22 protein-coding genes are annotated in these 23,944 nt (G+C 56.7%); 9 read left to right on the top strand and 13 right to left on the bottom strand.

The genetic code is table 11. The features are described from left to right. Positions 1-13: 13 nt before the first annotated feature. Both H8E27_03890 and H8E27_03885 read right to left on the bottom strand, forming a co-directional pair. Positions 14-2,026, bottom strand: a complete 2,013-nt coding sequence (locus tag H8E27_03890) for a hypothetical protein (protein ID MBC8324748.1) — start codon at positions 2,024-2,026, stop codon at positions 14-16. Position 2,027: 1 nt separating this feature from the next. Further along, on the bottom strand, positions 2,028-3,785 hold the full coding sequence (locus tag H8E27_03885) for an ABC-2 transporter permease (protein MBC8324747.1): 1,758 nt from the start codon (positions 3,783-3,785) through the stop codon (positions 2,028-2,030). 181 nt (positions 3,786-3,966) lie between these two features. Here H8E27_03885 and H8E27_03880 point away from each other — a divergent pair, with 181 nt between their 5' ends. After that, on the top strand, positions 3,967-6,417 hold the full coding sequence (locus tag H8E27_03880) for a protein kinase (protein ID MBC8324746.1): 2,451 nt from the start codon (positions 3,967-3,969) through the stop codon (positions 6,415-6,417). Between the two features lie 7 nt (positions 6,418-6,424). Here H8E27_03880 and H8E27_03875 read toward each other — a convergent pair whose 3' ends face one another. Genes H8E27_03875 through H8E27_03860 form a run of 4 tightly spaced genes read right to left on the bottom strand, consistent with a single transcriptional unit; the run spans position 6,425 to position 11,583 of the window. Further along, positions 6,425-7,891, bottom strand: a complete 1,467-nt coding sequence (locus H8E27_03875) for a sel1 repeat family protein (GenBank protein MBC8324745.1) — start codon at positions 7,889-7,891, stop codon at positions 6,425-6,427. A gap of 3 nt (positions 7,892-7,894) precedes the next feature. Beyond that, the gene (locus H8E27_03870; protein ID MBC8324744.1) at positions 7,895-10,237 is read right to left on the bottom strand and encodes an SEL1-like repeat protein; all 2,343 of its coding nucleotides are present in this window, start codon (positions 10,235-10,237) and stop codon (positions 7,895-7,897) included. Between the two features lie 10 nt (positions 10,238-10,247). Continuing rightward, entirely contained in the window at positions 10,248-11,210 is a 963-nt protein-coding gene (locus H8E27_03865; protein ID MBC8324743.1) for a hypothetical protein, read from the bottom strand. Positions 11,211-11,256: 46 nt separating this feature from the next. Continuing rightward, a complete protein-coding gene (locus H8E27_03860) occupies positions 11,257-11,583 on the bottom strand; it encodes a divalent-cation tolerance protein CutA (GenBank protein MBC8324742.1) in 327 nt (108 codons plus the stop codon). 136 nt (positions 11,584-11,719) lie between these two features. Between H8E27_03860 and H8E27_03855 the strand changes: the two genes are divergently transcribed. The 3 genes from H8E27_03855 to H8E27_03845 all read left to right on the top strand — a co-directional run bounded on the left by H8E27_03855 (position 11,720) and on the right by H8E27_03845 (position 13,285). Then, complete coding sequence (locus H8E27_03855; protein MBC8324741.1) at positions 11,720-12,472, top strand: SDR family oxidoreductase; 753 nt, start codon at positions 11,720-11,722, stop codon at positions 12,470-12,472. A 68-nt stretch (positions 12,473-12,540) separates the two neighbouring features. Next, the gene (locus H8E27_03850; protein ID MBC8324740.1) at positions 12,541-12,768 is read left to right on the top strand and encodes a hypothetical protein; all 228 of its coding nucleotides are present in this window, start codon (positions 12,541-12,543) and stop codon (positions 12,766-12,768) included. A 1-nt stretch (position 12,769) separates the two neighbouring features. Further along, the gene (locus H8E27_03845; protein MBC8324739.1) at positions 12,770-13,285 is read left to right on the top strand and encodes a hypothetical protein; all 516 of its coding nucleotides are present in this window, start codon (positions 12,770-12,772) and stop codon (positions 13,283-13,285) included. Here H8E27_03845 and H8E27_03840 read toward each other — a convergent pair. From H8E27_03840 to H8E27_03825, 4 genes are read right to left on the bottom strand one after another with little or no spacing between them, the layout of a single operon-like run. After that, the gene (locus tag H8E27_03840) at positions 13,257-14,306 is read right to left on the bottom strand and encodes a deoxyhypusine synthase family protein (protein ID MBC8324738.1); all 1,050 of its coding nucleotides are present in this window, start codon (positions 14,304-14,306) and stop codon (positions 13,257-13,259) included. The two genes, H8E27_03845 and H8E27_03840, sit on opposite strands and share 29 nt — an antisense overlap. A 3-nt stretch (positions 14,307-14,309) precedes the next feature. Next, positions 14,310-15,542: an aspartate kinase gene (locus H8E27_03835; GenBank protein ID MBC8324737.1), complete on the bottom strand. Its 1,233-nt coding sequence runs from the start codon at positions 15,540-15,542 to the stop codon at positions 14,310-14,312. A gap of 2 nt (positions 15,543-15,544) precedes the next feature. Continuing rightward, on the bottom strand, positions 15,545-16,627 hold the full coding sequence (locus H8E27_03830) for a threonine synthase (protein ID MBC8324736.1): 1,083 nt from the start codon (positions 16,625-16,627) through the stop codon (positions 15,545-15,547). Continuing rightward, positions 16,628-17,926, bottom strand: a complete 1,299-nt coding sequence (locus H8E27_03825; GenBank protein MBC8324735.1) for a homoserine dehydrogenase — start codon at positions 17,924-17,926, stop codon at positions 16,628-16,630. A gap of 108 nt (positions 17,927-18,034) precedes the next feature. Here H8E27_03825 and H8E27_03820 point away from each other — a divergent pair, with 108 nt between their 5' ends. The 3 genes from H8E27_03820 to eno all read left to right on the top strand — a co-directional run bounded on the left by H8E27_03820 (position 18,035) and on the right by eno (position 21,069). Then, entirely contained in the window at positions 18,035-19,333 is a 1,299-nt protein-coding gene (locus tag H8E27_03820; protein ID MBC8324734.1) for a dicarboxylate/amino acid:cation symporter, read from the top strand. 20 nt (positions 19,334-19,353) lie between these two features. Further along, positions 19,354-19,650: a hypothetical protein gene (locus H8E27_03815; GenBank protein ID MBC8324733.1), complete on the top strand. Its 297-nt coding sequence runs from the start codon at positions 19,354-19,356 to the stop codon at positions 19,648-19,650. Between the two features lie 144 nt (positions 19,651-19,794). Next, complete coding sequence (gene eno / locus H8E27_03810) at positions 19,795-21,069, top strand: phosphopyruvate hydratase (GenBank protein MBC8324732.1); 1,275 nt, start codon at positions 19,795-19,797, stop codon at positions 21,067-21,069. 109 nt (positions 21,070-21,178) lie between these two features. On the opposite strand, the gene H8E27_03805 is transcribed toward eno, so the two are convergent. The 3 genes from H8E27_03805 to H8E27_03795 are packed head-to-tail and all read right to left on the bottom strand — an operon-like array spanning position 21,179 to position 22,599. Then, positions 21,179-21,508 carry a TraR/DksA C4-type zinc finger protein gene (locus tag H8E27_03805; GenBank protein ID MBC8324731.1) on the bottom strand — a complete coding sequence of 110 codons (330 nt, stop codon included), beginning with the start codon at positions 21,506-21,508 and terminating at the stop codon, positions 21,179-21,181. A 37-nt stretch (positions 21,509-21,545) separates the two neighbouring features. Further along, positions 21,546-22,313, bottom strand: coding sequence for a class I SAM-dependent methyltransferase (locus tag H8E27_03800; GenBank protein ID MBC8324730.1), 768 nt, complete (start codon positions 22,311-22,313; stop codon positions 21,546-21,548). Continuing rightward, a complete protein-coding gene (locus tag H8E27_03795; protein MBC8324729.1) occupies positions 22,300-22,599 on the bottom strand; it encodes a hypothetical protein in 300 nt (99 codons plus the stop codon). The genes H8E27_03800 and H8E27_03795 overlap by 14 nt, the downstream gene beginning before the upstream one ends. Before the next feature lie 54 nt (positions 22,600-22,653). On the opposite strand from H8E27_03795, the gene H8E27_03790 reads away from it, so the two are divergent. Then, complete coding sequence (locus tag H8E27_03790; protein MBC8324728.1) at positions 22,654-23,082, top strand: DUF4870 domain-containing protein; 429 nt, start codon at positions 22,654-22,656, stop codon at positions 23,080-23,082. A gap of 48 nt (positions 23,083-23,130) precedes the next feature. After that, positions 23,131-23,937 carry a DUF1579 domain-containing protein gene (locus tag H8E27_03785; GenBank protein MBC8324727.1) on the top strand — a complete coding sequence of 269 codons (807 nt, stop codon included), beginning with the start codon at positions 23,131-23,133 and terminating at the stop codon, positions 23,935-23,937. Positions 23,938-23,944 lie beyond the last annotated feature (7 nt).

Raw genomic sequence — 23,944 nt, 5'->3', positions numbered from 1 at the left:
TGTAATTCCTGGGTTATTTTTTGTCTCCGGCGGGCGGCACTTTCACATCCAGCATGCCGCGCCGTGTGAGCTCCTTAAGATCGATGTCGGCTGATATGTCCGCATTTTTTACGGCCACAATATATTTCCGGGTGTCAACCAGTGAACGTTTCACTGAGCGGGTGTATAGCCAAAGAGAAAACAACCGCGGTGCGCGCCGGAAGGGTTCATTTTGTTGCCGACTTAATTCCAATCGAGACTGGGCCACTTTCAGTTTCACGGTGGCATCGCTAATGGCGGTATTGATGATCGTCTGCACCTCATTGGTTTGCATGGATTCTTCCCGGCGCGCGGCATTACGAGCGAGTGCCTTGCCGGTTTCCTGTGTGATGTTCGCCATGATGGCCCGTTCAAATACTGCAGCCACGGGAGTCGGACTCATGGTTTCTTTCTTATTCGGACCCGCGCTTTTGTCTTCTTTCATGCCCGCCATTTGGATGGGGGATTCGGCCGGCGGTCGCAAATCGGCCATGCCCACGTACAGGATTTCCACGCCAAGCCCGCGGGCATCAGTCAACATCTGCAATTCTTTTTTAACGTCATCCATCGCCTGATTGCGGCCGGTGCGCATCAGAGTTTTCATATCTTTGCTGATGAAATAGCGCGACACCACACGGTGCGCCAATTCCTTGATCACCGCTTCCGGATCGGAATACCGGAGCCAACCATCTTCCAATCCTTTGCGATCAGTCTCTGAGGACCCATAAATCCGATAGTGAACCGGAATGCTGGGGACGATGAGATTTTCCGATACGCCTGCTTTTCCGCTGCCGGTGGGGAAATAAATTTTCCCTTTGCCCACGCCGTTTTGATTTCCGTTCAGCTCGCTGTCGTAATTTTTCCCGCTGGGCTTGAGCCAAATACGCGCCCGTTTCACCACATCCGGATCGTCATCTGCCTCCAAGCCGACATAAAAACTGTGAACCTGATTGGGGTGAAACCGCTCTACTTCGGCAAATGGCCAGGGCAATTTAAAATGGATCCCCGAACCCAGCCACTGCGAGGTTTGGTTGCCGGACATCAGGTTTTGCAAACGCCCACGCTCGGATGGCCCGATGGTGACCACGCTGGTGGACAGCCAAAATATAATAATTTGAATCCCGATCAGCACGCCCAACCGTTCACGCAAAAACTGGTAGCCCCAGGTTTCTGAAACTTTGAAGCCAAACTGATAGTCGAGCACTTTGCCCGCGGTGGTGAAGAGGTTTTCCGGTTTGGCAATCAACCCGATTAAACGGCTCCGATACAGCAATCGCCCCTGCCGCCCGGACACGCGCGGGCGGTAAACCTCGAAGATCATGCTCAGCAAATTCTCCAGCGCTATGCCAACCAACAGGCAGGTCATCACAATTCCCACCCAAAGATCCACCCGTTGCTCCTTGAAACTCACCGCCAATACCGCCGCCAACGCAATGAGCAGGTAGGCTGAAAACAGGATAAAATCGGATGCCGGTTGTAACAGCCGATCACGCTGCAGGCGCGCCAGGTTTGAGGCAAATTGTCCGCGCATGAAGAGGATCACCGCTAATAATGCCGCTCCTGCCAAACCTAAATAACGCGATTCCACCAGAATCGGCGTGGCATCTGTTTTCATCCCCTCCAAGATTCCGGAAATTTTGTGGAAACCGAGGTAGTACGCCCCCCCAAGCTGCAACCCCAACATCACCACAGAGATGACCGGCACAAACCATCGCTCAAATTGTTCGCGTGACCGCTTGGCGGGTAACACTTCGCCCTGCTCAAACAACGCATCGCCGCCTCGACCGGCTTTGATGGCGTCCATTTCCAGCGTCTCCATTCCCTCGCGGTCCGTGAGATCCATGTGCAACAGCCCCACCAAACTCACCAGCAAACACAGCCCCAGAAAAAAGGAAACCGCGAGCGCCGTGGTGGAATTGGTTTTCCAAGCCACAATGCCCGCGAGCGCCGCCGCTCCAATGCTGATGGCCACATTCCACAGTCCGCCGGTTTTGTTGATTTTTTCCATGTCAGGCTAATTCTCGATTCTCAAACAACATCAGCGCACCCGAAAGCATCACGCCAACATAAACCACCACATATATTAGTGAGGTTAAAATGTACTTCCAAGGCACCTGACCTTCGCGGTAACTAATGTCTGCCCGTTTCTGAACTTTTACGTTCTGGGTCATGTCCACCCGATCGCCAGTTTTGCCGGCCTCAACCTTGGCCGCTTCCAAATCGCGGCGGCTGGATAACTCTTCAGCTTCCACGCCCACAGAATCTGAGAGCCAAAAAAGCTGCCAGTTTGGCACTAAAACGTAAAGGATTTTCGCCCATACAGCACCCCGAGCCACGGTCACTTCCTCATCCACCGAGGCATCCAGTTTGGTGAGGGTGCCGTGTTCAGGCATAATCCACAGGGCTAAATGGCCGGGCACCACTTCAGTCGTCACCTGATCATCCAGAATGCGAAACTCAATCAGCAGGTCTTTTTTCGCCTCATCTTGCTCTAATTCGGCGCTTCGGTTGTTGATTTCCTCGCGAATTTCACCGGCCAGTTTGAGTTCCATCGAATTTCCGGGGAATTCTCCGGGCAACAATAACCGGCCAATTTGAATCATTTTGCGCTCCAGCGGCTCGTTCCAACGGAGTTTCAGCACCCCATCCAACTTCGTCTTGAGCTCTTCGTACTCGATCTTAATCTGGCCGTCATCCGTGGTCACATCCAGCGTCAACACCCCATCGACCAGCTGCTTGTCTTTGGGTGTGGCGGGACCATTTACATTCATTTTCACAAGGAATTCCATACCCGCCAATCGCCGGATCCCGCGCGGCTTGAGCCTGAACACTGAATGCGTGCCGGCCTGATTTCCTGGTGGATTCCAAATTACATATTCGCCGGAATGGATCATTCCCCCGCCTTCCGCCGTGCGGCCCAATAAATAATCAGACATCAGCCCCACTAAAAATACCCCTGAACAGATGGACATCGTTGGTAGCCACGAAAGTCGAGTAGAACATAACAACGCAAGCGCCGAGAGTAACCACAAGGCAAAGAGGATGAGCAGGCTGAGCTGAATTATACCCCAATCCACACCGGCGGCAAACTCGTCTTTCTCTTCTGCACCCAACGCTTCCCCGCGGGAATCGGTGCCGGCTGCGTCTGTGAATACCCAAATGTCCATAAATCCCGCGTTCATATCCTCGCCGGAATCCACCACCCACCAAGCCCGTTGTTTATCCATCGCACACACGGTGAGAAACCCAAGGGTGAGCAACACCACCAATAACGTCACGCAGGTGGGCACAAAGGGTTTGCGTAAAAAATAATTCAAAAAGCCCGCAGCAACATAAGCCAACGCCATGAAACCGAGAATGGTGAGTACCCCGACAATATCCGGATTCCCGTAGGCATCATAGCCCATGCGGCTGGCCAGCAATACGGCGAGGAGATTCAGATAAGTGCCCACGGTCAGCGCGCCGGCCACGCCAAGAAATTTGCCCACCACAAAATGCATGCGGCCCACCGGCTTGGAAAGCACCACCATGGCTGTGCCCGAGGAAATTTCCTTCGCCAATGAAGTCGACGCACAAATGACCGCAGCGAACAGACCCGAAATCAGCATCACCGTCAGCGCGCCGTCCTTCACCATTTTTACATCGAAATTAACAACGTCAATGCCCGTTCCGCCAAAACCAAAATACGGAGTCGCCGCCAGCAACAAACACACAATCACGGATAGGGTAAACAACAGCAAAAAGACAGGCTGCCGTATCAACTCCATGAAGGCATTAAATGCAATTAATGGTATCTGCCGCATAAGTCGGGATAAACGGGCGCGCATCATAGGAAAACCAAGCCTGATTGCAAGCCCAACCACGCCGTCCCCCTGTCTTGCGGCTTGATTTTTGGCCGTTTTTCAGGCAGCCTGCACTCCCGTCACGGTGTGGCGGCAAGGAGGAACTGTGCCAACTGCCATTATTAAACTGGTAGCCCATAAGGGCGGTCAGTTGCTGGTCTCGTATGACCTCGTCCCGGGCGAATTCCCAATCGGCCGCGATCCCGCGTGCCCCATTACGCTCGACAGCCCGGAGGTTTCCCGCCAACACGCCAATCTCACTATAACCCCCGACCGCTGCCTGCTCGAAGACACCGGCGGAAAATTCGGCACGCTCATCGATGGCCGCCAAATCGCCGGCCCCGTTACCATCCAGCCCGGCCAATCCTTTTCCATCGGCAAAATTGTCGTCACCCTTCACGCAATCCCTGCCGCCGACACGCCCCCCGCCGCCCTGCCCCATCGCTACGAACGGGTCCGCCATCTCGCCAAGGGCGGTATGGGCGAAATCCATCTTGCGCACGACCGCCAACTCCAACGCCACGTGGCGCTTAAACTAATGACCCCCGAGGTCGCTGCCTCCGCCAGCCTCGCGCGGCGCTTCACCCAGGAAGCGCTTGTCCTTGGGCGGCTTGACCATCCGCACATCGTCCCCATCCACGACCTCGGCGTGGACGCCGCCGGCCAAAACTATTACGCGATGAAATACGTCCGCGGCACCACCCTCAAAGACGTGCTCAACGGCTTGCGCCAAGGGCAATCCAATGTGGTCGACCGTTATCCCCTCCATCAGCTGCTGCGGATTTACCAAAAAATTTGTGATGCCGTTGCCTACGCTCACGCCAAAGGCATCATCCATCGCGACCTCAAGCCCGCCAACATTATGCTCGGCGAGTACGGCGAAGTCTTCGTGATGGACTGGGGCCTTGCCAAGATTATCAACCAGGCCGAAGAGCCCATGCCGCCTTCCGGCGAAAACGAAGGCACCCGCTATGGAACCGTCATGGGCACCCCGGGCTTCATGGCCCCCGAGCAAGCCGAAGGCCGGCTCGAAGCGATCAACCAACGCACCGACATCTATTCGCTTGGCGCAATCCTATACCACATCCTTGCCCTGCGCCCGCCCTTCACCAGCGGCGGGCCCGAGGTGTTGGAAAAAGTCAAGGCTGGCCAAATCACTCCCCTCACCAAACTCGCCGACCAACCTAACGCCGCCGTACTCGTCCACTGCCCCGAGCGCAGCGTGCCCGAAGCATTGGCCGCCGTGGCAATGGAGGCGCTGCAACGCGATGCCGCAAAGCGTTACCCCGCCGTAGAAGCCCTGCAACGCGACGTGGCCGCATGGCAATCGGGCTACGCTCCCAGCGCCGAACACGCCGGGCGATTGCGCCAATTCCGCCTGTCCATCCGCCGCAACGGGCCGCTTGCCGCTGCCGCCAGCATCATCGTGCTGCTCGGGGTCGCGGTGGGTTGGCAACATTTACGCCATCAACATCATCGCAGCGAAGATGCCGCCCGCCTCCAGCGCACCGCACCGATTTGCCACAAGCAAGCGGGCGACCTTATCGCGCAGGGCAACTTCCCCGGCGCACTGGCCACCGCCCGATTGGCGCACGAGTTGGACCCCCAACCCGCCCACACCCATCGCCTCGCCCGCGTACACCTCGCCCTCATGCAACCGGCCGAGGCCGCGGCGGTATTAAAATCGATGAACGAGCCGCATCCTTTCGGTGCGCGTGCGCTAAAGCTCAGCCAGGAGTTGATTCGTGATTTCAATCAATTCAACAAGGGCGCCCTGCCCCTGCACGCGATGAGCCGTGTGCACCAATGGCAAACCCATCAACGCCTCGGCCCCGATGCCCGCCACACGGCTGCGTTGATGGAACGCGAGAAGCTTGCCGTCTGGCAACGCGGGGTCGCCGCAATGAAACAGATCGGCCTTTCCGGACGTTTGCAGCGGGATGCGTTTGGATATTTGAGGATCAATCTTTCCGGCACCCAAACCCGTGACCTCAAGCCGTTTGCGGGACTGCCAATCAGCTCGCTTAACCTGTGGCGTACGCGCGTGAACGATCTCCGTCCGGTGAAAGGGATGCCGCTGCATGAGCTGTACCTCGCCTACACGGCAGTGGACGACCTCACCCCACTCGCGGGGTTGCCGCTGCAATCGCTCACCATCGCCTTCGCACCAGTGGATGATTTGAATCCGCTGACGGGTACGCCGCTGGTGTACCTGCACCTCAGCGGCACGCAAGTAAACTCACTCGCACCACTCAAAGACATGCCGCTGCGCACACTGCATTTAGACCGCACGCCGGTGACGGACCTCAAGCCGCTGGCCGGATTGCCAATCAGGGAACTGCGCCTCGATGGCTGCGAACAACTGCGCGACCTCACAGTGCTTTCTCAGTGCACCAATCTGGAGGTGTTGGTACTGCCGCGCGAGCACGGGGAGATTGATTTCCTGCGCAACCTGCCCAGGCTCAAACGCCTTTCGTATCATTTTGACGCGGACGCATCGAAGATGGAAACCGTGGAACAATTCTTCCGTACTCGCCGACTGGCCACGAAGCGCTAGTCCACCGCTAGTTCGCCTTCGGGGGGGGCAGTGGCTTAAAGGATTTTATTTTTTTCTCCGCAATCGCCTTTTCTTTTTCCGAAAGTTTCAGCGCATCCCGCGCCTTGCCGGCAGCGTTTACTTTTTGTTTTGCGGCCAATGAAAACCAGACGAAGGCCTCCGCCACATTTTTTTCCAATCCGGTGCCTTCGGCCAATGCCTGACCCAGTTTAAACTGCGCCGCACCATCGCCGTACTCCGCCATCGCCATCGCCTTACGCAGGGTCAGTGCTTTGGGCGCCAGGAAGTTTGCTGCGTCTTGCGGGATGTCGAACACTTCGTCCGGCGTCAGTTCGGTGGAAGCGAGGGTTTGCAGTTGGGCGAGGGTTTCAATTTGCTTGGGATCGTCCACGTGCCGACGGGCAACGATAAACCAGTAGTAAGCTTGAGCCGGATTGCGCGGCGAGCCTTCGCCTTTTGCACACATCACGCCCCAGTCAATCTGTGCGGCGGCATAGCCCAGACGGGCGGAGAGATTCCAAAACCGTGCGGCCCGCGCAGGATCCTTTTTCACCCCGCGCCCCAACGCGAACATGCCGCCCAGCCGATGCGCGGCCTCCGCCGAGCCCAACCGGATGGCGCGAAGATACCACTTCACCGTTTGAGCGGAATCAACCGGAAGACCCGAACCGGTTTCGTAGCGACGGGCTAATTCAATTTGAGCCTCAATCCCGCCCTGGTCGGCGCGGGCATGAAGGGTATCCATATCGGGCAACAGACGCGGCGCCTGATTGGCCAAGCGCTCCAGCAACGTGCGCGCGCGTTCGGCATCGCCGGGGTGCTTCACGGCGGTGGCTTTCATTAGCCATTGTTTGCCGACCTTCAAATTTTGCCGCCGACCGCGGCCCTGTAATTCCAACGCGGCAAGATGAATCATGGCCGGCCCAAATCCCTTCTGCGCGGCACGGGTAAACCATTCGCCCGCCTTGGTGGGATTGGCCTCGACTCCCTGTCCGGTGAGATAGGCACTGGCCAAATCAGCCTGAGCCTTGATGTTGCCCTGCTTCGCGGCTTTGAAAAACCATTGTGCCGCGGCGTCGGCATCCTGTTCCACACCCACGCCGCGGGCAAAAAGAATGCCGAGCTTCCCTTGCGCATCGGCCTGTCCGGCCTGAGCTTCTTGGGTGAGTGCGGGTAAACATTTTTTGAAAAGGGCCATCCCCGCCTGCGCATCGCGCGTGCCACCTTCGCCGAGCAGTCGCATGGAAGCCAACCGATACTGCGCCCGGGCATGACCTTGATCGGCGGCTTGAGTGGTCCATCGGCGGGCGGCATCCAAATCGCGCGCCACGACCCGGGCTTCATGTAAGATTTCGCCCAATTGATATTGAGCCTTGGCGTCGCCGGCGGCAGCCTGTTTGCGCAGGGCCGCAAGATCAGCCGCGGGCAGATCGGCCGTCAGCGCCAACAACAGAATAAGGCCGACCGCGCGCATCGATTATTTTTGTTCCGGCTTCACCGGTTTAAACTTTCGGGCAAGCCGTTTAGCCGCGATAATTTGCGGGTTCTTCATGGATTGGCTGAGGGTATCGAGTTCCGCTCCGGCAGTTGCATGGCCGGCATCCTTGGCCAGGGTGAGCCATTTGTAAGCCTGCACCAAGTCGGCCGGGCCATTGAGTCCTTTGAGGTGCAACATGCCAAGCTGATATTGGGCCTCGGAATCGCCTTGATTAGCCTTGGCTAGCGTAGCTTTGGGATCGCCCGTTGCGGTCTGATTCGGATTATACAGATTGATGGCCACGAATTTTTTGGCCCGTTCTCCAGCGGCTTCGATTTCTTTACTGGAAAGTCCCGCCGCCACTTCACGTTTCTTCTGTGCAACCAATTCGAGGTTCATCCTGATTGCATTGAGATAGTTAGGGGTTTTGGTTTTTTGAGCTTCTCTCAAAAATCCTTCACCGGCAATGAGCAGCCATTCATAGGCTAGCCGTGAATCTTTTTTGGCAACGCCATCGCCATAATGATACGCGGCGCTCAAGGCAATTTGTGCCCTGGCGTTTCCCTGTCGGGCCGCCAGTGTGAACCACTTCACCGACTCAACGTAATCGATCCCCTTTTTCGAATGGCCTTGCAACAAAAATGTGCCGAGATTTTGTTGGGCTTCACTATGCCCCTGCCGCGCTGATTTTCGGAAATATTCTTCCGCCTTGGGCAAATCCTGCCCGCTTGCGGAGCCTTCCAAATACATCGTAGCAAGGTTGTTCTGGGCGGGCGCATCTCCTGTATCCGCTAATGCCTGATACAACTCAAAGGCGCGCGGAAGATTCTTTTTCAAAAAATCCCCTTCCACGTACAATCCAGCCAGTCTGGACATGGCTTCGGCATCCATTTGTTTTGCGGCTCGCTCGTACCATTTCGCCGTCAATTCCGGGTTTTTTGGGGTGCCCATCCCTAATAAGTACAGTGCGGCCAAATTATGTTGAGCATCCACAAAATCGTTCTCAGCGGCGATTGTTAACAGACGTCTTGAATCGGCATATAATTTGTTGGCATCGGTTTCATCTTGAGCCGCGCGAAGCATTAATTCCTGTGCTTTGAGTCGGGCGACCTCTGTGCCTTGTCGCGCCATCTGAGCGGCCACGTTTTGCAATTGGCCATGTCGAAGGGTCAATTGTTGCGCGCGGTCTAAATATTCCATGCCCAACACCAAAGCCGCACCGGCATCGCCTTTATCAATGCGCCACTCAAATAATTCTTCCCGAATTGATAGTTGCGTGCGGATTGAGCAGCCCATCAGGCCCAACGAATTGTTTTCAGTCACGGGAGTGCGTTGAATTTTTAACGCATTGGCACGTTGCAGTACGGCCAGCTGCTGATCCGCCGTGAGTTCGGTGGTGATGGTTTGTTTAATTTTGAGTGTATTGGGAGGAGAATTGCCCTGTCGTTCCAGAAGGGTGAGCCACATATAAGATTGCTCAAAATCTTTTTCCACGGATTTTCCGTGGTAATATTTTTCAACCAGAATTTCCTGTGAAGTTTTGTGCCCCTGCATCGCTGCCCGGCGATACCATTTCAAAGCCAATTGTTGATTGGCCTCACCCAAGTCACCACTTTCCAACAAACGGGCATAAAGGAACTGGGATTTTCCTAAACCGAGTTCCGCCGACTGCTTGAGCCAACGCGCCGCCTCCTTGGGTTTGCGGGGGCCCATCAAATCCGAATACAACAGATCACCCAATATTTCCGCGGCATATGGATGGCCCAACTCCGCGGCGCGAAGAAACCATTGGGCGGCCAGTTTCGGGGTATTGATGGGATCCTTCGGTGATTTTTTGTATTGATTAAATATATCCAATCCCAGCAGGTAAACCGCATCGAGATGCCCTTTCTCGGCCGACATTTTGAGGCGTTTACGGGCCAGCACAATGTCCGCCTCAAATTGGTTGACTGAATTGCATCCCCGAAAATAAAGCTGCGCCGAGATATAGAGCGCATGGGCATCGCCCTGCAGCGCGGCTTTTTCGATGCCGGGGCCGGCTAGGACCAGCAATTTAATCGCCGCCTTTGAGTCCCCCTCAACTCCGTGAGCCAAAAACAATTGTGTGGCATGTAAAAACTGAGCTTTGGCATTGCCGGCTTTGGCAGCGCGGTTGGCCCATTTGGCGGAGGCTTCCAAATCACGGTCGACGCCCTTGGCCCAGTACAGCGCATGGGCCAATTCGAATTGCGACGCCGCATCGCCTTTGGCCGCGCGGGCTTGCAGCTTGGCATGATCGGGAGCCTCTGCACCCCAAACTATTCCGGCACACACCAGCCCGAAAAAAACTATTACCTGTTTCATTTACTGCCCTCTACTCATTGATCCGCCGCCAGGAAATTTGCTCGCGGAGCCGTTTGATTGATTTTTCCAGTGCCTTGGTTTGCAACCCATCCAGTAACCGTCGCTCGGCGCGGCGGCGCAATTCTTCGCCGGGCACTTGCCGGTCTTTTTCGTATTGCTCAATGTAGATTAGGTAGTAGTAAGCTTTATCCTTCCAGGAGCCGGAGGTGGGGCCCGTGGTTTCGCCGAAAGAAATCAGCTCGTTCGCATTGTCGCGGCTGACGCCCGGCGGCAGGGGTTGACTCTTGTTTGCATAAATCCAGCCCAACGATCCTTTGTCTTCTTCCTTGTATTGCTCAGCCAGTTTTTCCACGGCGGCCACCGACTTGAGGCCCGCGGCGAGTGCTTCGGCTTTGGCGGCGTTCATGTCTTTGGTGTCGGTTGGGATTCTTACCCAATGCGCTTTCACTGCTTCGCCTTTGCCGGCTTCCTCGGGGTGATCTTTTAGGTATTGCTCCACCGCGCCGGGGGAAACCTGAACCGAATCAATCACCAAACTCTGCGCGATGCTCAGCAGTTCTTCATCCACCAATTCGGCCATGCGTTGCTCTACGGTTTTGCCTTGAGCTCGTAGTTTGTTCACCATCGCCTCGCGTTCGTTCTCGTATATGTTGGCAACTTCCTGATTTAACAATTCCTCACCACGCTCGGGCCGTTCGGCCAGCACTTTGTATTTTTCGTGAATCTTGATGCTGTGCACAAACAACGCTTCATTAATCATCTCAGTCAAAATCTGTTCGAGATCTCTCACCGGTTGGCCGTCGGCATCGCGAATTAACCGGTAGACGTTTCCCGCGCGCAAAATAATATCCCTTTGGGTAATCACCTTGCCGGCCACCACTGCGCGCACACCGTTGATGGGTTGGCTTTCCGCCGCGCGGGCGGTGAGATTAAATAACAGGCAAACCGCCATCCAAAGTCTAAAAGCATTCATCGGCGGAACCCTACCCCTCTGCCCGAACGTGTCAAGAGTGCGCCATTCACAGGTTGCCCTCCGGCCCGACACATCTGGAAATCCAATCCAAATACCGCGCACTACCTGCTTCGATGGTTTGCGCCACAAACTCCGGCGTGTCATATGGATGCTCCGCCAAGACAAATGCCTCAAGCGCCGGCAACTGTTCCCCCGTAGTCTTGAGCACCATTAACACCTCAGATTCCTTACACACTTTGCCCTCCCACCGATAATGCGATTCCACACCGGGCACAAGATTCGCACACGCCGCCAGCCGGTTTTCTATCACGTCCCGCGCCAAACGACGAGCCACCTCAAGATCGGGCGCAGTGGTAAAAATAATGTGGTGCATTTGGGAAACATCCAACGCCCAACGCCCAAAGTCCAAGCAAATCCAAAACCCCAAAACCAAGCTCGAGGGTTGGTGGTTGATCATTCCGTGAGATTTGGGGATTGGTCATTGGATTACCTTCCACTATCTTCCGCCCGTGAACCAAATCGATCTTTCCAATCGAAACGCCATCGTCACCGGTGGCGCCCGCGGCATTGGCTATGCTATCGCCCGGCGACTCCTCCAATCCGGCGCCCGCGTCAGCCTTTGGGACATCGACCCCCAAGCCACCGCTGAAGCCAAGGCATCGCTGTCCGAACACGGCACTGTCGAAACTCAACCCGTCGAGCTCACCGATGCTGACGCCGTCGTTGCCGCCACCGAAAACACCATCGCCGCGCTCGGCCACATTGATATCCTCTGCAACAACGCCGGCATCGCAGGCGGCAACTATCCTACTTGGGAATACCCCGTCGAAGAATTTCGCCGCGTCATCGATGTGGACCTCAACGCCGTGTTTCTCTGCTGCCGAACCGTCGTGCCGCACATGCGCGACCGCGGCTACGGGCGCATCATCAACACCGCCTCTATCGCCGGCAAAGAAGGCAACCCCAACGCCAGCGCCTACAGCGCCGCCAAGGCGGGCGTCATCGCCCTCACCAAAAGCCTCGGCAAAGAACTCGCCACCGACGGCATCCGCGTCAACTGCATCACCCCCGCCGTTATCCAAACCGAGATCCTCGAACAATGCACCCAAGAGCACATCGACTATATGCTCAGCAAAATCCCGATGAGCCGGTTCGGCGAAGTCGACGAAGCCGCCGCAATGGTCGCATGGCTCGCCAGCGAGGATTGCTCGTTCACCACGGGTGGCGTATTTGACCTTTCCGGCGGACGAGCGACCTACTAAACCCCAATGGATGATTGGGGTTTTGGATTTGCTTGGACATTGGGCATTGGACGTTGGACATTCCCCCTATGACCCGCCCCGAAGCCAGCGAGAAAATCAAAGCCAGTTGTAAAACCATCGCCCTCGAAATGATGGACCTCAATCCCACCATCGCCTCACTGGACGATACCGAAACACAGGAAGCCCTCTACGAAGCCAGCTACGAACTGACCAAGCAGCTGGAGATCATCAAGAAACGTGTGATCAAGCTCGAACGCCGCGGCGACGCCGGCGCCGATACCTCCACGAAGTTGTGATATGACCTCGGCCGATTTTGCTGACCTGGCAGTGCGCGGCACGGCCTGGTTGGCGATGGCCTGTTATTTCCTCGGCGCCTTTCTCCTACTGCAAACCCACGGGGCGCGACCGCGCTTTCCCGCCACGCGTTGGGTGTGGGCGATGGGTTGCGATTTTTATTTCTGGCACGTGATCGCTGCGTTTCATTTTGCACACGACTGGAGCCATGCCGCCGCCGTGCAAAGTGTCAACGAACGCGCCCTTGCCTTCACCGGCCAGTCTGCGCCCTATGGTATTTGGTTTAACTACGCATTTCTGGCCGCGTGGATCATCGATGCCGCCTGGCTTTGGAGTGATGAAGAAAGTTATCTGCGCCGCCGCCGCGTCCTCAACTGGGGACTGCACGGGTTTCTGCTTTTCATGGTGATCAATGGCGCGATCGTCTTTGCGCCTGATTACGTGCGCTGGCCGAGCATCGTCGCTCTGGCCGTCCTGGCGTGGGTGTGGTTTACCAGCCCAGCACGTGGGCGAACATGAGTGGAGCCACGATGGTGGCGTCGCTTTCGATGACAAACTTGGGCGTGTTCGGCTCGAGCTTGCCCCAAGTGATTTTCTCATTGGGCACGGCGCCGGAATAGCTGCCGTAACTGGTGGTGGAATCGCTGATCTGGCAGAAGTACGCCCAGCAAGGGCATTCCAAGCTGAGATCTTGATGGAGCATCGGCACCACGCAAATCGGAAAATCGCCCGCAATGCCGCCGCCGATTTGAAAGAACCCCACGGTGCTTTCCTGCGCTGCGCAAGGGCCGCCCTTGGCGGGCAGGGTTTCGGTATCGGCCTGCGATTCGGCGCACTCGCGCACGGACTGGCCCATGGTGGTTTGCAAATACCAATCGGCCAACGCCCCCATGTACTCTGTGCCGGAACGAACGACATTAAAATCCAGGTCACCGACCAAACAATGCCCCACGAACATGTTGCCCAGCGTGGAGTCTTCCCAGCCGGGCACAAAAAGCGGCAGATTCTTCTCCGCCGCAGCGACCAACCAGGAGTCCCTCGGATCAATCTGGTAATGCGCCTTCACTCGCTCTTCGTTGAGCAGGCGATACAGGTATTCGTGCGGGAAATGCCGCTCACCCTGCGTCTGCGCCTCCTGCCAAAGCGCCAGCACGGCGTGTTCAATGCGGCGCATGGCTTCCTCTTCGGGAATGCAGGTGTCGGTAACCCGATTGAGATGACGGTCAAGTAACGCCTGTTCGTCCGCCGGCGTGAGGTCGCGATAATGCGGCACGCGCTCATAAAAATCGTGCGCAACAAGGTTATACAAATCCTCCTCAAGATTGGCGCCCGTACAGCAAATGCCGTGCACTTTGTCGCGCCGAATCATCTCCGCCAGCGACAACCCCAACTCCGCCGTGCTCATTGCGCCGGCCAATGTAACAAACATTTTGCCGCCGCCCTCCAGCAACCGCGCGTAACCCTCCGCCGCGTCCCCCAGCGTAGCCGCGTTGAAATGGCGGTAGTGGCGCTGAATGAATTTGCTGATGGGACCGGTCATTGTTCAACCTTCCTTGTCGTCGCCAAAAAATGCCTCGTGCAACACGCGCGTTGCTTCCTCGCCTCGGCTGGCCTCCACCACCACCGAGATTTTAATTTCGCTGGTGGAAATCATTCCGATGTTGATATTTGCAATACCAAGCGTTTCAAACACCTTCGCCGCCACGCCCGGATGCGTGCGCATTCCTACGCCCACCACGGATACTTTCGCGATCGTCTCATCGCCTGCCACATCGGCGTAACCGATTTCATCTTTGAGATCTGCGATCACCTGCCGTGCGCGTGGCAAATCCGAGGCATCGGCCGTGAAGGAAATATCCGTCGCCGGCGTGGCCGTGCCGTGGCTGACGTTTTGCACAATCATATCCACATTCACTGCCGCCTCCGCCAGCGCGCTGAACACCCGCGCCGCGTGACCCGGTTTATCCGGCACCGCCGTCACCGTCATCTTCGCCTGATTGCTATCCAACGACACGCCGCGCACGACCACCGCTTCCATACTGTCAGTTTCTTCCATCACAATTGTTCCCGGGTTATTGTTGAGGCTCGAGCGCACTTCAAATTTTACATTAAACTTTTTGGCAAATTCCACTGATCGACTTTGCATCACCTTTGTGCCGAGGCTGGCCAGCTCCATCATTTCGTCATAAGAAATCTCATCCAACTTCCGCGCATTCGGCACCACCCGCGGGTCCGCCGTGTACACGCCATCCACATCCGTATAAATTTGGCACAAATCCGCTTTCAACACCGAAGCCAAAGCAATCGCCGTCAAGTCCGACCCGCCGCGCCCCAGCGTGGTAATGCGCCCATCACTCGTCTGCCCCTGAAACCCGGCCACGATGACCACTTTTCCCTTTTCCAGCATCGCGTGCACTTGACCCGGCGTGATGTTTTGAATTTTTGCTTTCGAGTGCACCCCATCGGTCACGATGCCCGCTTGCGCGCCAGTCAACGAAACCGCCGGCATATCCAGTGAATGCAACGCCATCGCCAACAGCGAAATCGTCGTCTGCTCGCCGGTCGCCAACAGCATATCCATCTCGCGATTATTGGGCATCGGATTAATTTCCCGCGCCATCTTCACAAGATTATCCGTCACCCCGCCCATCGCCGAAACAACCGTCACCACTTTATCCCCCCGAAGCCGAAACGTGCCAACCCGCGCGGCAACATTTTTGATCCGATCGGTATCTTTAACGGATGTCCCGCCATATTTTTGAACAATGAGAGCCATCGTTACAGTCCAATCGCAGCTTTCACCGCATCCAAATTCGGTTCCACCGTCGTGGCTTTAACCTTCGCGTGCTCCACAGCGGTGTCCGGATCTTTCAATCCGTGGCCGGTCATCGTCGCCACCACGATGCTGCCTTCGGCGATTTTATTGGCACTTTGGAGTTTGATGATTCCCGCGAGCGCGGCCGCCGAAGCGGGCTCGACGAAGATGCCCTCTTGCGCGCTGATCATTTGGTACGCAGTCAAAATTTCTTCGTCGGTGACTTTGTCAATCGCGCCGGCGGAAAATTGCAGCGCGGCCTTGGCCGGTTGCCAGTTGGCGGGTTTGCCGATGCGAATGGCGCTGGCGATGGTTTCGGGGTGATCGATAAACACGTCCTCCACAAACGGCGCGGCACCGGCGGCTTGAAAACCCATCATACGCGGCAGCGTGTCGCTTTTTCCGGCGTCGGCATATTCGCGGTAGCCTTTCCAATACGCCGAAATATTGCCGGCATTGCCCACGGGCAGCACGTGCATATCCGGCGCGTCGCCGAGCGCATCGCAGATTTCAAACGCCGCCGTTTTCTGCCCTTCGATCCGATGCGGGTTGATGCTGTTCACCGATTCCACCACGCCATCGGCGCACAGCTCGCGCACGATCGTCAGCGCGTCATCAAAGTTACCGGGCATCTGCAGCGTGGTCGCCCCGTACATCAACGCTTGGGCAAGTTTGCCGCGGGCGATTTTGCTTTCGGGGATGAGCACCACGCATTTCATTTTCGCGCGCGCGGCATATGCGGCAGCGCTCGCGCTGGTGTTGCCCGTGCTGGCGCAGGCGACCACCTGCACGCCGCGTGCCTTGGCTTTGGTGACGGCCATCGTCATCCCGCGATCTTTGAAGGATGAGGTGGGATTGAGCCCCTCGTATTTCAGATATAAATCAAACGCACCGCCGATCGCCTCCACAAAATTGGGCACGCGAATGAGCGGCGTATTGCCTTCATGTAAACTGATGATCGGCGTTTCCAGCCCCACCGCGAGATGCTCGCGATAGCCTTGAATGATGCCGCGCCAACCGGCGGCGTTTTTGTGTTCACTGCTCATTTAATCAAAGTTTTCTACTCGAATCATCGTGGGTTTTTTCACGGCGGAAATTTTCCGGATCGCTTTCAGCGCATTCGCCATCGAAGCCTCGGGCGCGGCATGCAGCATCAGCGCGAGCAAAACATTTTTGCCTTCCTGCCCTTCCGGTTGCAAGACAGACGCGATGCTGATTTTGGCTTTGGCTAAAGTCGACGCCACTTGATTGAGCACGCCGGGGCGGTCCAACACATTGAGCCGCAAATAATAACTGTTCACCACATCATCAATCGCGCCGACCTCACCATTGGCTTCGTGTGGCGTGAAAGCGCGCACGCGCTCGGGCGAATCGTGCTTTAAATCCAACGCCGCATCCGCGATGTCGCCCAACACCGCGCTGGCCGTGGCGTCCTGTCCCGCGCCTTGGCCGTAATATAAAGTGTCGCCAAGGACATCGCCTTTCAAATAAATCGCATTGTACACGCCACCCACACTGGCGAGCACGTGATTTTTGGGGACAAGCGCCGGATACATCGTCACCTGCACCGGCGCATCCTTGGCGGCTTTCACCGTGCCGAGCAGTTTGATGCGATAGCCCAATTGATCGGCAAACGCCAAATCCTGCGGCGTCACGTGGCGGATGCCCTCGGTGTACACGCGCTTGGGCTTCACCCAAAACCCGTGCGCGAGCGAAGCGAGAATGCCGACCTTGTGCGCCGCATCGTGGCCATCCACATCCGTTGAGGGATCCGCCTCGGCGAAGCCTTGCGCCTGCGCATCGGCGACCGCCTCGTCGAAGCCCATTCCGTCTTCCTGCATTTGCGTGAGGATAAAATTGCACGTACCATTGAGGATGCCGTACAGCTCGGTGACGCGATTGCCGATGAGCCCTTCGCGTAATAATTTGATGATCGGAATCCCGCCTGCCACGCTGGCCTCGTAATAAAGATTCGCGCCGCTCTTCTCCGAAGCCGCAAAAAGTTTTTCGCCGTGAAATGCCAGCAACGCTTTGTTCGCCGTCACCACCGGTTTGCCCGCGCGCAAGGCCGCGAGCACCACGTCCTTTGCCGTCGTCGTGCCGCCCATTAACTCCACCACCAAATCGATTTTTGGATCCTCAACAATCTCGCGCCAATCGGTCGTCAATAAATTTGCCGGCAACTTCACCGCGCGCTTCTTGCAACGGCTCCGCACAGCGATGCGTTCCACGCGCAAGCGCACGCCAAGGCGGCTCGCCATCAGCGCGCCATTACGCCGCAATGCCTGCACCACGCCGCCACCCACGGTGCCGCCGCCGATTATGCCTATATTCACTGTGCGCATTTTGTCTCTAAAACCCCTTGAGGGCGCGGGAGCTTGCCCGTAAATGCTTTTTTAAACAAGATTTTTGCCCTTTCGCCGCGGCACACCCGCCCGCATACTGCCCGCGGAATGGCTTGGTACAAGCGACTACATTGGCAGATCATCCTCGGCCTCGTGCTCGGCACCGCCTACGGCATTGGCGCGGCACACTGGGGCTGGGGCGGGTTTACGGCGGACTGGATCGCCCCCTTCGGAAAAATTTTCCTCAACCTCCTCAAGCTCATCGCGATGCCGCTGGTGCTCGCCTCGCTGGTATGCGGCGTGGCGTCGCTTTCTGATTTCAAAAAACTTTCGCGGATGGGCGGCAAGACCATCGGGCTGTACCTCGCCACCACCGCCGTGGCGGTGACGATTGGCTTGCTTGTCGTCAACACCATCAATCCCGGCAAAAAATTACCGCAAGAAACGCGGGCTCAACTTCAGGAACAATACAAATCCGACGTGGCCAAACGCAGTGATGTCGCCGCTGAAACTCAAAAGCGCGGGCCGCTCCAGCCGTTAGTGGATATGGTTCCGGACAATTTTCTCGAAGCCGCCGGCAACAACCGCGCCATGCTACAGGTGGTCTTCGCCAGCTTGCTCTTTGGCGCGGCGCTGGTTTTGGTGGAGGAACGAAAACGAAAACCCGTTTACGATGTGTTCGCCGGCCTGCAAGAGGTCGTCATCAAAGTAGTACACCTCATTATGCTGATGGCGCCCATCGGCGTGTTTGCGCTCATTGCCGACACCATCAACACGATGGCCAAGGACGATCCTTCGCAAATTATTTCGCTGCTCGGCTCCCTCGGTTGGTATTGCGCCGCAGTCGTCATCGGCCTCGCGCTGCACGCGATCATTGTTTACCTCGGTTTGCTCAAACTCCTCACGCCGCTTTCCATCAAACATTTTTTCAGAGGCATCGGCCAGGCGCAGTTGCTGGCCTTCTCCACCAGCAGCAGCGGCGCCACCTTGCCGGTCACGATGAAATGCGCGGAGGAACATCTTGGCGCCTCCAAGGAAGTTTCTTCATTCGTGCTGCCGCTCGGCGCCACCATCAATATGGACGGCACCGCCCTGTACCAAGCCGTGGCCGCCGTGTTCATTGCCCAAGCCAGCGGCATCGAGCTTACGTTGGCCGCGCAAGTCACCATTGTGTTCACCGCGGTGCTCGCCTCCATCGGCACCGCCGCCGTGCCGGGCGCGGGCATTGTGATGCTCATTGTGATTCTCGAAGCCATCAATGTCCCCGGCGAAGGCATTGCGCTGATCCTCGGCGTGGACCGCATTCTTGACATGTGCCGCACGGTGGTTAACGTCACCGGAGATTCCACGGTGGCTTGCATCATCGCGTCGTCTGAAAATCAACTGGATCCCCCTCCGGTAGATTAGTTTGCTGAAACCAACTGAACATGGCCGGCTTGAATTCCATAGCCGGAGGTATTGGTAATTACCAAGCCTTCCGGATGATGCCGTATCGTACCTTGCGCTTTCCCGGCAGCGAGAACGCGCAGGCGATCCCCGCCGCAATGGATCAACGCTTCGGCTACCGCCAGCCCATCGGCCCCATCGCGCAATTCCCCACCCACAGCGCCGTGCTCGGCCTACGCCCTTTCCTCGACCGCGGCCATCCCGATCTCACCTACATCAAACACCAAGCCAACCGAGGCGTGGGGCCATTCAAATCCGGTTTGGATATTTATGTGTGAATTTTTTTGAACCGCAAAGACGCCAAGAATTTTTCCAAGTAAACTTGGCGGCTTTGCGTCTTGGCGGTTCACCCCTTCCTCCGCAATCGCCTTGACTACTTCACCCTCTGCCTCAATCATCGCGCCTCCGTTTTACAAACACCTATGACGACCATTATTGATATTCAAGCCCGCGAGATTCTCGATTCCCGTGGCAACCCAACTGTCGAAGCCGATGTCATTCTCGACAGCGGAACAATGGGCCGCGCCGCCGTGCCCAGCGGTGCCAGCACCGGCGTCAACGAAGCCGTTGAACTGCGCGATGGCGTCAAGAAACGCTTCGGCGGCAAAGGCGTGCAAAAGGCGGTCAAGAATATCGAGACCAAAATTCTGCCCGAACTGCTCGGACGCGATGCCACCGATCAAGTGGGCATCGACCACGCGATGCTTGCCGTCGATGGCACCGCCACCAAATCCAAACTCGGCGCCAACGCCGTGCTCGCCGTATCCCTCGCCACCGCCAAAGCTGCGGCCAATGCGCTAGGACAGCCGCTTTATAAATACCTTGGCGGGCCAAACGCCAAAGTGCTCCCCGTACCGATGGCGAATGTCATCAACGGCGGCGCGCACAGCGATGCGCCAATTGATTTCCAGGAATTTATGGTGATGCCCACCGGCTTGCCCACATTCAGCGAAGGCTTGAGAGCGATCACCGAAATTTTCCACGCGCTCAAAGGCGTGCTTAAAAAGCGCGGACTCTCCACCGCCGTTGGCGATGAAGGCGGCTTTGCCCCCGCACTCAAGGGCACCGAGGACGCGCTCGAGTGCATCCTCGCCGCCATCAAAGCCGCCGGTTACAAGGCCGGCAAAGACATCCACCTCGCGCTCGATGTGGCCAGCAGCGAGTTTTACGACAGCAAAAAGAAACGCTACGTGTTCAAGAAAGGCGATGGCCGAAAAATGACCGCCGATGCGATGGTCGATTTCTACGCCCAGCTCACCAAAAAATATCCCATCATCAGCATCGAAGACGGCTGCGACGAAAACGACTGGGCCGGTTGGAAAAAACTCACCGACAAAATCGGCGACCAAGTCCAACTCGTCGGCGATGATCTCTTCGTCACCAACGTTAAATTCCTGCAAAAAGGCATCGACACTGCCACGGCCAACTCCATCCTCGTCAAGGTCAACCAAATCGGTTCTCTGACCGAGACCCTCGACGCCGTCGAACTCGCTCACAACAATAACTATACCGCCGTCCTCAGCCATCGCAGCGGCGAAACCGAAGACGCCACCATCGCCGACCTCGCCGTGGCCACCAACTGCGGCCAAATCAAAACCGGCTCCCTCAGCCGCAGCGACCGCACCGCCAAATACAACCAGCTCCTCCGCATCGAACAGGAGCTGGGCAGCAGCGCGGTATACGGCGGGCGGATTTAATCTTCTTCACAGAGGGTTGGTAGGGCGGTTTCTCCGAAACCGCCGTGGCGCGCTCGGAGTGCACGCCCTCTCTCTGTGGTAAAAAACGAGTTGGAACTCGCCCCTCCCCTCACGCGCACTTGACGCACATTACTACGTCGGGGGAAATTTCGAGCCGTTCTTCGGCGATGGGTTGTTTGCAACGGCCGCAGAAGCCGTAGCGGTTTTGATTCATTCGCTTGAGGGCATTGGTGATGCGTTGGAGTTGTTGCTCTTGGCGACGGCGCAGTTCGAGGGCCATTTGCTGGTTTTGCATGGCGTCCATCCGCGAGAGGCGGCCGATGGCGGTGTCCAGCTCCACCACGCCGGAGGCATCCTTACTGACGGCGAGGTCGGCTTGGATTTCTTTTTCCAACGCGAGCAGGCGTTCGCGAAAATGGCTGAGGCGTTCGGGCGTCATTATTTTGGATAAGGCGCGCTCGGATAGCACGCCCTACCTATTTAGTGGCGCTCACCTTCTCAAAAAACACCACGTGTTGCCACGGGAGTTTTTTATAAGTGCCCACGTGTTTGAGCGGGAAGAGGGCAGCTTCTTTTTTGACCTGCGCTTCGGTCATTTTGTGGAGGCGTTTGATGGGAACTTTGGGGTCTTCGCCGCGATATTCCACAAAGGCGATGCGGCCACCAATTTTGAGGCCATTCACGATGCCGGCCATCATTTCGTAGGGATGAGAAAACTCATGATACACATCAACCATAATGGCAAGGTCGATTGAATTTGGCGGCAGCTTGGGATCGCTGATGGTACCGAGCACGCCTTTGACATTGGCGATGCCGGCGGCTTTCATTTTTTGGGCAAGCAGTTCGAGCATCTCGGGCTGGATATCCACGCCGTGCACGGCGCCTTTGGGGCCAATTACCTTGGCCATGTGGCGCGCGATGTAGCCGGTGCCCACGCCGATATCGGCCACTTGATCACCCGGCTGCAGTTTGAGGCTGCGGATCATCTCGGCGGTATGTTCCTCACGCTCACGCTCGGGGCGGTCAAGCCAACGCGCGGCTTGATGGCCCATCACGTGGGAAATCTGCCGACCCAAATAAAACTTGCCGATGCCTTCGACATTGGGTTTGAGCAGCTGTTGATACAGCGCATCGGTGCTGGGCAAGGTCACCGGCCCAAATGGCGCGGGCGCAGGAGGGTTTTCCTGCGCCACGACTGCCCCGGCGAGGCCGGTGATTAGGATTAATATTTTATAAGTCTTCATCTTGAAACTCACCCAATTGGCGGGTAAACGTGTAATGGTACGGGTACATCACGAGGTTGCGTTTGGCATCCTCCTGCCCGCCCGCGGGAATGGTGAACGGCAACGACACCACATAAAACGCGCTGCCCGCTACCAGCGCGCACAGGCCCAATGGCCGACACACCACCACATCGGCCACAATCGCGGGCACGGACTTTCCGGAACCCGCCGGATTTGCATTTGCTTTTCCAGTCAGCAGAAAAATCGCCGCCAACCCCACCACTAGGTATTTGCTAATTTTATTCATATCAAACCTCCTTGGAATTTTGATACGCTCTTTATCAGAAAAGTCAACCACACGTTGCCCACTGCCGCGGTTGCGCTTGCCATTGGCACAGTGCGCGGCTACACCTGCGCGGTGGAACAAACCGAACAACAAGGCCGAACGGGTGAGGTGCTCTGCCACCTGTCGCCGTTGGTTTTAGTGGTGGGCATTCCTTTGGCAAACGTCATCGGGCCGCTCATCGTTTGGTTCATCCGCAAAGAAGCCTCGCGAAGCGTGGATCGACACGGTCGCGCGGCATTGAATTTTCAAATCTCGATGACGGTTTATTTCGTGGCGCTGTTTATCCTCACCCAAATCCCTTTTGACCCATTAACGACGCTGGGCCATATTGGTCTGCGTGCTTGGGCATATCTGAACCTCATCCTCATCATCCACGCCGCTTATCAGGCCACCAAAGGCGAGCTGGCGGTGTACCCGCTTTCCATTCGATTCCTGCCGCAATAACGCCGTGCAAAGCTTGCGCGAGCAGAACTACGCCGGTAGCGTTGCGGTATGTCAACACACACATTGAAAACCCTTCTCGCGTGCGTGGCGTTGCAGGCTGTGCTGTTCATCACGCCGACGCTGCACGCCTTGGAACCGGCCCCGCCGGAAATGGAAAAACCCGGCGAACACCATCAGCATTTGAAAATGATGACCGGCACTTGGGATGTGAAATTAAAAATGCACCACGCCCCCGGACAGGTGATGGATGGCACCGGCGAGGAAACTGCCCGGATACAACCCGGCGGCTTCTGGCTCATCAGCAATTTCACCGGCACCTTTGCTGGCATGAAATTCACCGGCCACGGCGTGCTCGGTTACGACGCACACAAAAAACGCTACACCGGTGTCTGGACCGATTCGGTCGCCAGCGTGATGCTCCATTCCGAAGGCCATTGCGAAAAGAACGGGCGCCTCAACACCATGACCGGCAAGGCTTATGACCCGATGAAAAAGCGCGTGGTCACCTACCTGCAAGTCACGAAAATCAAAGACGCCAACACCAAAACGTTTCATATGTACGACGTATCCGGCAAACGCAAAATCTTGATGATGGAGGCCGTCTACAAACGGCGCGTGGAAAAAAATATTAAGGACGCCAAAGCCCCGGCGAAGTTCACCCACACCATCGTCGGCCTCAGCGGCGCACACTATTATCTCGGTGGCCCACAACAGGCGCGGCCGCCGGAAGGCCAGTTCAAACCCGGCACACGCATCAAGTTGGTACGCAAAAACGGTAGCTACTCCATCGTCCAAAGCGAAACTGGCATCACTGCCCACGTCTCCAATACCGCGCTAAAGCCAATTGGCCGATGAGGTTTTT

The sequence above is a fragment of the Limisphaerales bacterium genome, from assembly GCA_014382585.1.
Taxonomy (GTDB): domain Bacteria; phylum Verrucomicrobiota; class Verrucomicrobiia; order Limisphaerales; family UBA1100; genus JACNJL01.
Note: the sequence above shows the minus strand (reverse complement) of the source record. Positions and strands in the feature narration are given on the sequence as shown.